General features: G+C 68.1%; 9 protein-coding genes and 1 pseudogene. 6 read left to right on the top strand and 4 right to left on the bottom strand.

All coding sequences use genetic code 11. The features are described from left to right. A pseudogene (locus ABD255_RS41020) lies at positions 1–547 on the bottom strand (hypothetical protein); the annotation flags it as partial. 167 nt (positions 548–714) lie between these two features. Here ABD255_RS41020 and ABD255_RS41015 point away from each other — a divergent pair. Further along, complete coding sequence (locus ABD255_RS41015) at positions 715–1,260, top strand: hypothetical protein (RefSeq protein WP_344222249.1); 546 nt, start codon at positions 715–717, stop codon at positions 1,258–1,260. Here ABD255_RS41015 and ABD255_RS41010 read toward each other — a convergent pair. Then, complete coding sequence (locus tag ABD255_RS41010) at positions 1,213–3,285, bottom strand: 13E12 repeat family protein (protein ID WP_344222248.1); 2,073 nt, start codon at positions 3,283–3,285, stop codon at positions 1,213–1,215. The two genes, ABD255_RS41015 and ABD255_RS41010, sit on opposite strands and share 48 nt — an antisense overlap. A 117-nt stretch (positions 3,286–3,402) precedes the next feature. Continuing rightward, entirely contained in the window at positions 3,403–3,648 is a 246-nt protein-coding gene (locus ABD255_RS41005; RefSeq protein WP_344222247.1) for a helix-turn-helix domain-containing protein, read from the bottom strand. Between the two features lie 252 nt (positions 3,649–3,900). Between ABD255_RS41005 and ABD255_RS41000 the strand changes: the two genes are divergently transcribed. The 5 genes from ABD255_RS41000 to ABD255_RS40980 all read left to right on the top strand — a co-directional run bounded on the left by ABD255_RS41000 (position 3,901) and on the right by ABD255_RS40980 (position 8,622). Beyond that, positions 3,901–4,557: an SAF domain-containing protein gene (locus tag ABD255_RS41000; RefSeq protein ID WP_344222246.1), complete on the top strand. Its 657-nt coding sequence runs from the start codon at positions 3,901–3,903 to the stop codon at positions 4,555–4,557. Next, complete coding sequence (locus ABD255_RS40995; protein WP_344222245.1) at positions 4,557–5,831, top strand: CpaE/TadZ family protein; 1,275 nt, start codon at positions 4,557–4,559, stop codon at positions 5,829–5,831. The genes ABD255_RS41000 and ABD255_RS40995 overlap by 1 nt, the downstream gene beginning before the upstream one ends. Positions 5,832–5,925: 94 nt before the next feature. Continuing rightward, positions 5,926–6,711, top strand: coding sequence for a DUF4097 family beta strand repeat-containing protein (locus ABD255_RS40990; RefSeq protein WP_344222244.1), 786 nt, complete (start codon positions 5,926–5,928; stop codon positions 6,709–6,711). 46 nt (positions 6,712–6,757) lie between these two features. Then, positions 6,758–7,414 carry an HAD family hydrolase gene (locus tag ABD255_RS40985; protein ID WP_344222243.1) on the top strand — a complete coding sequence of 219 codons (657 nt, stop codon included), beginning with the start codon at positions 6,758–6,760 and terminating at the stop codon, positions 7,412–7,414. Next, the gene (locus ABD255_RS40980; RefSeq protein ID WP_344222242.1) at positions 7,411–8,622 is read left to right on the top strand and encodes a glycosyltransferase 87 family protein; all 1,212 of its coding nucleotides are present in this window, start codon (positions 7,411–7,413) and stop codon (positions 8,620–8,622) included. Before ABD255_RS40985 ends, ABD255_RS40980 begins: the two co-directional genes overlap by 4 nt. Here ABD255_RS40980 and ABD255_RS40975 read toward each other — a convergent pair. After that, the gene (locus ABD255_RS40975; protein ID WP_344222241.1) at positions 8,599–9,915 is read right to left on the bottom strand and encodes a hypothetical protein; all 1,317 of its coding nucleotides are present in this window, start codon (positions 9,913–9,915) and stop codon (positions 8,599–8,601) included. The two genes, ABD255_RS40980 and ABD255_RS40975, sit on opposite strands and share 24 nt — an antisense overlap. Position 9,916 lies beyond the last annotated feature (1 nt).

Genomic DNA, 9,916 nt, shown 5'->3' with positions numbered 1-9,916 from the left:
GGCCTTCGGCGGACGGGCGTACAGCGGACGGGCCTTCGGCGGCGGGTGCGACGAGCGGTGTGCTGTGGCTCGTGGGTTGGGAGGCCTGCGGGGTGGAGTGGGAGGTGGCGCCGGGGGCGCTGGTGAGGGGGATGGTGGGGTGTGGGGTTGTGGTGGTCCAGGGGTGGGCGGTGGGGGTGTGGGAGGGGGTGGTGTCGGCGGGGGTGGCGTGGGCGGCGGTGAGGGTTAGCGGGGTGACCGCGGCTACGCCTAGGGCTGAGCGGAGTAGGGCTCGGGAGCCTTGGGAGGTGATGCCGGTGGCTATTGCGGAGGCGGAGCGGCCCAGGGCGCCGGGGATTTGCTCTAGTGCGGTCGTGAGGATCGCTAGTACGAGCCAGGTGTAGGCGGCCCAGGCAACGCAGCTGATCAGTAGGAACGCCATTGAGGGCAGGTCGTGGGAGCTCATCTCGGTTACCGCGCCGGCGGTCACCCAGCGCAGCAGTACGCCGAGCCCGGCCAGTGCGCTGAGCGCTAACAGACCTTTCAAGCCTCGGATCGCTGCGTTCATCTCGTTTCGCCTCTGATCTATGCGTTTGCGTTAGTTTGCTTCGGCTTGATCAATATAGACCGCACTAGACCGGCTTTGGCAAGTCGGAAGAGGTGATTTTGTGTCACGGAGTGTCGAACAGGTGGACGCAGAGTGGCGGTGGCCGGGATGGCGGGTAGGTTCACGGCATGCGTCTGGAAGCTCTGTTCGCGGACCTGGAGTCTCAGTTCGAGGCCATGCAGGACGGTGATCTGTTCGGTGAGGTGGCGGAACGGATCCGCGCCGAGGTCGGCAAGATCACCGTGCTGGACCGGCTGCGGGGAGCGGTCGGGACGGTGGTGCGGGTGGAGTTGACGCACGCGGCGCCGGTTCAGGGGACGCTCAGTCGAGTGGGCAAGGATTGCCTGCTGCTGGAGGGCGACCGCTATGAGGAGTGGTTGATCCCCGATACCGCGCTCACGGCGATCCACGGTCTGGGCCCCTGGGCGGAGGCTGCTGAGGGTGCTGTTGCGGCGAAGTTAGGGCTGGCGCATCTGCTCAGGGGGATTGCCCGGGATCGGTCGCCCGTGACGTTGTTCTGCGGGAGCAATCCGGTGACGGGGACGATCGATCGCGTTGGTGCTGACTTCCTGGAGATCGCAGAGCATCCGCTGGACGCGCCGCGGCGGCGTACGGAGGTCTATAACTTACGGTTGGTCCCTACCCGTGCCTTGGATGCGGTCCGGCGGCGTTGAGACCGGGTGGGTGCCGGTGTGGTCGACGCGGAAGATGTAGCCGTGGCGGGTGGTCCATTCGAGGGCGTGGTCGTCGATGGGCCGCACCTTCCAGCCGGCGTGGGTCTTCACCCGGTGGCTTAGGCGCCGCAGGGGTCTGAGGTTGGTGGTACTGGTTTGTCCTGGTGGTCCGGTCGGGTCGTACGGGGCGACGTGGTCGAGGTCGGTGTTGTTGGTGGTTTCGCCGGGGCCGTAGGGGAACTGTTCGACGGGGTAGGTCAGCTTGACGTGTTCGCGGATGCGGCGGGGGATTTCGTAGGCGTTGACGTTGAGGTGGTCGTTGAGGTCGATGACCGGCTGGATGATGAGTTGGTCGTGTCCGAAGAGTTCGGCCAGTCGGGGTGCGTAGACGGGGCCGAAGCCTTCTACGCGCGTGACTCCATGGCCGGCGAGGAGGGTTTCGTCGGTTCGGTGGATGTAGAGCTTGGTTCTGCCGGGTCTGGTTCTGGATTTGGGGCCGGTGGGGTCGGCGGTGGTGCTGTCGGCGGCGTGTTTGATTGCGGCGAGTTTTGCGGTGAGGGCGTGGCGGGACGCTGGGTCCATGCCTGTGTACGTGGCCGCGTCCATCGCTCGCAGGGTTTGGGCGAGGGCGGCGGGGGTGCGGGTGGTGGTGCGGGGTGGTGGTGCGTCGAGCGGGTGGGCGGGATGGCTGGGGTGGGGTGTGTCGCGGTCGGCTTCGGCGTCGGGGTGGGGCTCGTCGGCCAGGAACAGGTTGCTGGACGGGTCCGGGTGGTCGGGGAGATGGTCGGGCTGTGGGGCGTTGGCCGTGTCTGGCTGGGTGGAACGCTGCGCTGAGATGCCGGTGTTCGCGTAAGCGGGGTTCGCCGGCTTGAGGTTCACGTTGCCGTCAGCAACCAGCTCGTCGGCTAGCGCTGGCTGAGTTGGTTGAGCAGGGGTCGGGTGCCCGACCGGTGCGGCGAGGTGCGGTTCGTCGTTGGCTCGAAGTGGGGCGGCGGTCGGAGCGTTGGCTCGCGGTGGGGTGTGGGTGGGGGTCGGAGTGTCGGCTCGCGGTGGGGTGTGGGTGCGGCGCAGAGTGTCGGCTTGTGGCTCAGTTGGCTGACCAGCCTCGGTGGGTCGCGTTGTGTGGGTGGGGCGCGCAGGGTGGGTGAAGCGGTCTGGCTCAGTGGGGCGTGATTCGGTGGGTTGCTTGGGTGGGGTGGCGACAGCCGTAGGAGATTGGGCGGGGGTTGGGGTAGAGGCGGTCTGGTGGGTGGCTAGGTATTGGGCTACCTGGAGGAGTTGGTGGGCCAGGGCGGGGTCGGCGAGGATGCCGATGGCTTTGGCTTTGCGTGGTTGGAGCGGGTCGGGGTCGCCTAGGGCCGCCAGGGCGTCGGCGATCTGGGTGATGGTGGCGTTGATGCGGATGACGTCGCCGGTGGCGGCTTTCACGAACAGCGGGGTGGTGCCGTGTTCGTCGGAGCGGCCGGCCCAGACGCCGCGTTCGCGGGCTCGTTGTTCGGCGGCGAGGCGGGCGGCTTCGGGGTCGGCCTGCCAGGTCGCGGCCTTGACGATGTTGCGCAGTTGGATCGGGCCGACCGAATCGACGATGCCCACGACCCGGCGGTCCACGATCGCGGCGGCCTCGATCGACAGGGGCAGGCAGGCGGTGGCGATCAGCCGGGCCTTCCAGGCGGTGGCGGTTCTGGCGAGGACGGCTGCCCAGGTGCGTGGGAGGCGGTGGCGCAGCGCGAGGGCCTGGCCGATGTCCTTGGCGGCTGATTCCGGTGAGACGCCGAGCACGACGCCGTACTCGGCGACGGAGAATTCGGCGATGCCGGGGCAGCCTGGGCCGCCGTAGATCATGCTGCGTTCGCCACCTGGAAGCGTCCGGTCGCCGGGGATCGATGCCGGGCCGGGATGGAGGTCGGCGAAGTGTGCCGCCAGGATCAGTCGGTCGACGCCCGCCTCGTTCTCAGTTGAGCGTGCTCGCGCGGCCGCGGCCAGCGTCTCCGCCGGATCCAGGTCAACCACATCTGCTGCGAACATGTGTTCGATAGTACGCTCAGTGACGGAGTAGATGCAAGCTCAGGAGAGGCGGTTTTTCCTTATCCACAAGGAAAAAATCAAGCTAGAGCAAGACGCGAAAGCGGATAGCGGTGACGCTCAGCGAACTTCCTCCGGCTGGTCGGCTTCCTCGCCGAAGGGATGGGAGTCGATGAACTGCTTGGTCTCGGTGTAGAGCCGCTCGATGTACTTCTCCAGCTCGGCGGACTCCACCCGCCACTGGCCGCGGCCGCCGATCTTCACCGCGGGGATGTCACCGCGGCGGACCAGGGCGTACACCTGGTTGGCCGAGATGTTCAGGACCTCGGCGACGTCGGACAGCTGGAGGAAACGCGGAGCCGGCATGCGTGCGGTGCCCCTTTCGTATCGGCGACTGGCTGGTTCCTTCAGTTTGCCACTATTGGCATCAGAATGAGCCCGTTTGTCCCCAACCCCCGTCGGCCTGTGGATGACAATGAACGACCGGACCGCGAACCAGGCAGAATGTCGCTCGCCAACCGCGACCGGGCAGTGACTGACCGCAGTGACTGGCAGCAGTGACCGAGAGCAGCAAACCGGCAGCAGTAACAGAGTCGCCGACAATCTGGGGAGTTCCGAGTGGCCGACAGTCCAGTGCTGCGGAGTGGGTTCGCAGCGCCGTCCACGCCGACCTTGCGCAACCGCCGGGCGCGATGGAAGGACGGCCGTCTGCTGCTCGGTGTGCTGCTGGTCGCGATCACCGCACTCGCCGGCGCCAAACTCCTGTCCGCAGCGGACGACACCACCGCGGTCTGGGCAGCCGGCCGCGACCTGCCGGCCGGTACCACGCTGACCAGCGGAGACCTCACGACGGTGCGAGTCCGCTTCACCAGCAACGACGCAGCCGGCCAGTACGTCGCCGCTGACGCGGACCTCAAAGGCCTCGTGGTCACCCGCCCGATCAGCAAGGGCGAGTTCGTCCCACGCGAGGCGGCGACGAGCCAGGACGAGACCGATCGCACGGAGATGCCGTTGTCCATCGCGACGGGCCGGCTCCCGGCGGACACCGCGGCCGGCGACCACGTCGACGTCTGGGTGGTGCCCAAGGATCAGCCGGCCAAGATGCTCTGGGCTCAGGTCCGCGTGGTTCAGATCGACGCGGTGAAGGGCGTCTCGGGCGGTTCGGCGCGGCGGCAGGTCCTGGTCGGCCTGGACGAGAAGGACCTGAGCAGGCTCCCCACAGCGCTCACGCTGATGAGCTCTGGCGAGCCCGTACTCATCCGGCGGGGCCGCTGATGTCGGTGCCCGTCCTGCTCGCGGTGACCGGCGCACCGTGGGAGGCCGAGGTCGTACGCCGGGCCGAAAGAGCCCAGGGGATTCGTGTAGTCCGCAGGTGCATCGATATCGCCGATGTCATGGCTGCGGCGGCTAGCGGACAAGCACGGGCGGTTCTACTGGCCGAGGACCTTCCCCGGCTGACCTCTGACGCAGTAGCCGCGCTCCATGCTCGCCGGATCGCGGTGGTCGCACTGGTAGACCCCTCCGACAACGGCGAGTTCAGCGGCGGCGAGGACAGGCTGAGCCGGATGGGGATCGAGCGGATCCTCCCGGCGGACGTGAGCGCCGACGACCTCGGCAGGGCGATCGTGGACGCGGTGGAATCCGGGCCGCCGGCAACGGTGTCCCACTTCGCCGGCGGGTTCGTGCCGTTCTCCAACGAGACCGTCGCCAACCCTGAGGCGTACGGAGAGCCTTACGGACAAGGGACGGGCCGGGTCATCGCCGTCTGGGGACCGACGGGCGCACCGGGTCGCAGTACGGTCGCTGTGGGGCTGGCGGCCGAGTTGGCGGGGCGAGGGGTGTCCACGCTGCTTGCCGACGCTGACGTGTACGGCGGGACGGTGGCTCAGCAGCTCGGCATGCTCGACGAGACGTCAGGGCTTGCCGCGGCGGCCAGATCCGCCAGTGGTGGTTCGCTGGACGTGGCGACGCTCGCGAGACACGCTCGGCAGATCAGCCCACACCTGATCGCTCTCACCGGGTTGAGCCGCGCCGACCGATGGACCGAGCTCCGGCCGGCCGCGATCGAGTCTGTCTGGTCCACAGCCCGGAATCTGGCTCCCTGCACAGTGGTGGACGCGGGTTTCTGCATCGAGAGCGACGAGGAGATCTCGTTCGACACGCTCGCTCCGCGTCGCAACGGCGCGACTCTCGCCACGCTCGAAGAGGCCGACGAGGTGATCGTGGTCGGAACCGCCGATCCGGTCGGACTGACCCGCCTCATCCGGGCTCTCCACGAGCTCAAGGCCGTCGTGCCGTCGGCGAACACCCGGGTGGTCGTGAACAGGGTTCGCTCAGGGTCGCTGGGGAGTTCCCCTGCCGATGCGATCGCGGAGGCGCTCGGCCGGTACGCCGGAGTACAGGCTGCCGCGCTGCTCCCGTATGACCAGGCGGCGTGTGACGCAGCGCTGGCGCACGGCCGGAGCCTCGCGGACGCCGCGAAATCGAGCAAGCTCCGCAAGGCGATGCAGCAGTTGGCAGCCGGGGTCGTCAGGGATCTCCTCAGTTGATTTATGGGGGAAAACCCCACCGACAAGGCCCCGGGGATGTGCCAGGGTGGGCCTCAGGCGCCAACCGCGACGCCGGCATTGCCAGGGGAGAACCATGTCCGAGGTCCAGGGCCGTCCGGCCGGCACGATGAGCACCGAGCGCAGGTACGGCATCGCGATCTCGGTCGCCCTGATCCTCGGTGGCGTCTACTGGGCGCTCACCGGCCTGACCGAGGACACCAAGACCAGCCAGGACACCTACCAGGTGGTCGGCACCACGCTCGCGATCGACACCAGGTCGGCCGATCTCGAGGTGCGCTCCGGCGATGTCCGGGAGATCACCGTCGACCGGAAGGTCAAGCGCAACCTGTTCGGCTCCGACCCGAGCGAGAAGTACCAGGACGGCGAGCTGCAGATCCGCGACTCCGGGTGCGGATTCCTGTCCTTCAGCTGTGACACCGACTACGTGATCACCGTGCCGAAGGACCTGAACGTCACGATCGACAGCGGCAGCGGGGACCTCAAGGTGGCCGGCCTGACCGGCGCCACCCTCAAGTCGAGCTCGGGCAGCATCGAGGCTAACCAGATGAGCGGCCAGTTGTCGATGGAGTCGTCCTCGGGCAGTCTCGACGCGAGCGACCTGACGGCCACCTCCGTCAAGGGCAAGAGCAGTTCCGGCAGCGTGGACCTGGTCTTCACCGCGGCGCCGTCGTCGGTGGACGTGGAGTCGAGCTCCGGTGACGTGACGGTGCTGCTGCCGTCCGGCGACGAGTCCTACAAGCTCGACACCGACACCTCGTCCGGCGACGAGAGCGCCAACGTGAAGATCGACTCTGCCGCGACCCGGACGATCAAGGCGGAGACGTCCTCCGGCGACGTGACCGTGGAGTACGACCGGTGAACGGCCAGTAAGAGCCGGAAACCATGTCCTGAGTAGTCTTGCGCGCATGCCTGACGACACGCCTGCACTCCGCGGCCTGCTGGTGGACTGGGGTGGCGTGCTCACTTCCGGTCTCAACGACGCGCTGGGCCGCTGGGCCGAGCTGGACGACCTCGACTTCGACGCGTACCACCAGGCGATGGTCGGCTGGCTGGCCGCCACTCCCGCCGAGGCCGAGCTGAATCCGATCCACGCGCTCGAGCGTGGGCAGATCGCCGTCCCCGACTTCGAGCGCAAGCTGGCCGCGCTGCTGGTCCGCCGCGATGGCAAGCCGGTCCCGGCCGAAGGCCTGATCGAGCGGATGTTCGCGCACTTCGAGCACGAGCCGCAGATGTCCGCGCTGGTCCGGCGGGCCAGGTCGCACGGCATCAAGACCGCGCTGCTGTCGAATTCGTGGGGCAACACCTACCCGCGGGAGACCTGGGACGGCATGTTCGACGACATCGTCATCTCCGGCGAGGTGCAGATGCGCAAGCCCGACGCGGAGATCTACCTGCTGTCGGCGGAACGCCTCGGACTGCAGCCGAAGGAGTGCGTCTTCATCGACGACCTCGAGGTGAACGTCGACGCCGCCCGCGAACTCGGCATGACCGCGGTCCACCACACCTCGTACGACGAGACGCGGCGCGAGCTGGAATCCCTCTTCGGGGTCGACCTGACGTGAGCACAACCACCACCCCGCCGACCACGAGCCGCCGCTGGCTACTGATCGCCATCCTCGGCTGCGTGGCGTTCGTCGCGCTCGGCGCCTGGGCGTACGGGCTGTTCAACGGCATGATCGACCTGCGCGTCTACCGGATGGGCGGCTCGGTGCTGCTCGACCGCGAGTCCCTGTACGACGCGCAACTGCCGGGCTCGGGTCTTCCGTTCACCTATCCGCCGTTCGCCGCGATCGCGATGGTCCCGCTGGCTGCCGTGCCGTGGGGCGTCGCGCTGGTGGTCTGGACCACGATCTCGGTGCTCTGCATCGCGCTGATCTGGCGGGCCTCGCTCCCCACCGGCGCCTGGACCCTCGTCCCGGAGCCGTGGCGCGAGCGGCGGATCGCGGTACTGGCTGCTCTGACGGCCGGGTCGTTGCTGCTGGAGCCGGTCTGGCAGACGATCCAGTTCGGCCAGATCAACTTGTTGCTGACCGCAATGATCCTGCTGGATCTGGTCCGGCCCGCGGGGGCCAAGTGGCGCGGGTTCTGGGTGGGCGTGACGATCGGGGTGAAGCTCACGCCGCTGCCGTTCCTGGCGTTCCTGCTGATCACCAAGCAGTGGCGGGCGTTCCGCAACGCGATCCTGGGGCTGCTGGCGACGATGGCGATCGGGTTCGCGGTGGTGCCGAACCAGTCCTGGGAGTATTGGACCGTCGTCATCCGCAACGCCAACCGGGTGGGCGGTCTGGCCTACACCGCGAACCAGTCGTTCATGGGGTTCCTCAGCCGGCTCGGCGACGAGGCGTCGTGGGTGGAGCCGGTGTGGTTCCTGCTGGCGGCTGTGTTCGGGTTGCTGGTGCTCTGGCTGGCCCGGCGGTTCTGGCTGGCGGATGAGCGGGTGACAGCGATCTCGGTGATGGCCCTGGCCGTGCTGTACGCGTCGCCGGTGTCGTGGAGCCACCACTGGGTCTGGATCATCCCGCTCGGCATCTGCCTCATCCGCGCCGTTCAGCGCGAGTGGGGTGCCAGGCCCGCCCTGGTGACCGGAGTCCTCTGGTACGGCCTGTTCATGCTCCGGTCGATCTGGTGGGTCCCGTTCCGCGACGACCGCGAGCTCAGTTGGACCTTCTGGCAGTCGATCCCGGGCAACTCCCACCTGATCCTCGGCATGATCGCCTTCCTGACCCTGGCCTACACCAGCCGCTCGCTAGGTCGAGAACAGCAGCAGTAGGCCTCCGACGGTGTAGCCGACCATGACTATGAGGAGGGGGAGTTGGCCGGCTAGGGCCTTGTGGCGGGGGAAGAGGGCTACGGCTCGGTCGTGGGCTGAGATGACGCCCATCAGGTGGCCGCAGACGACTGCCAGGACCTGGATGACGGCGATTGCCGTGCTGTGGTTGGTGATATCCGTGTTGAGGCCCAGGAGGCCGGTGCCGAAGACGTTGGCGCCGTTGGACAGCGGGTCGCTCAGGTAGATCAGCGTTCGCTGGCCTTCCAGGATCAGCAGGGTGAGGTAGTGCGCCACGACGTAGCCGAAGGCGATCGGGACCACTGAGTGCGCGAACAACCCGGGCAGCGCAGTACGGGAGCTGTGGGACAGGCGGCCGGCCAGGAGGGTCGCGCTGGAGTAGGTGACCAGGACGAACAGGATGAACGCGAGCAGGGCCAAGGTGCCGAGCGTGGTCATCGAGTAGTCGGTGTTCTGGGCCCAGCCGATCCAGGCCGACGAGTTGGAGAAGCCGTCGTACGCCGTGGAGCCGAGCAGGGCGGCCACTACCCCGACCAGTCCGGGTTGAGCCTTCAGGCCGTCCAGGTTCTCCAGGGGGCGCCGAACCACCAGTACTCCGTCGGTCCGCCGGCCCCAGGGGGACAGCCGGGCCATCAGCGTGGCGTAGACCTCGAACGGGTCGGCCGTGGAGAACCAGCGGTCGCCGAAGAGGATCGCGCCGAACATCGTGAGTACGAAGTACAGGGCGAGCCAGGCCTGCAGGACCGGCAGGGTAGCGCGGTCGGGCGCGACCAGTTCGAGCCAGGTGAAGGCGAAGATGCCGAAGGCGGCAGGCCACAGACCCAGCCACGGCGGAAGCTTCAGCAGGCCTCGCGAGGGCGGCTGGCGCAGGGCCTTGCTGAGCAGCAGGTGCAGGGTGCGCAGCGGGTTCAGGGTGCGCCAGACCGGGCCGAGCAGCAGCGAGATCGGCACCAGACCGACCCAGACCAGGATGTAGACGAAGCCGAAGATCGGGTTGGTCAGCCGGTCCACGCCGAAGATCAGCGCGACCATCGCGTAGCCGAAGATCGCCAGCCCGGCCAGCCGGACGAACCAGCGGAAGCCGGCCGAGTCGACGAACCGGGTGATTGCGGCGGGCAACGGCTTCCCGGACGCGTCGCCGCGGTACTTCGGGTTGCGCCAGGCCAGGCCGAGCACGACGAAGGACAGCGCGATCGCGACGCCGGCACCGCCGACGGCCAGCCAGAACGGGATGGGCAGGTCCTGCCGGCCGCCGATCCCGTGCAGGGGCAGCATC

The organism is Kribbella sancticallisti, assembly GCF_039530625.1.
GTDB lineage: Bacteria > Actinomycetota > Actinomycetes > Propionibacteriales > Kribbellaceae > Kribbella > Kribbella sancticallisti.
This window is presented reverse-complemented; position numbering and strand designations above follow the sequence as displayed.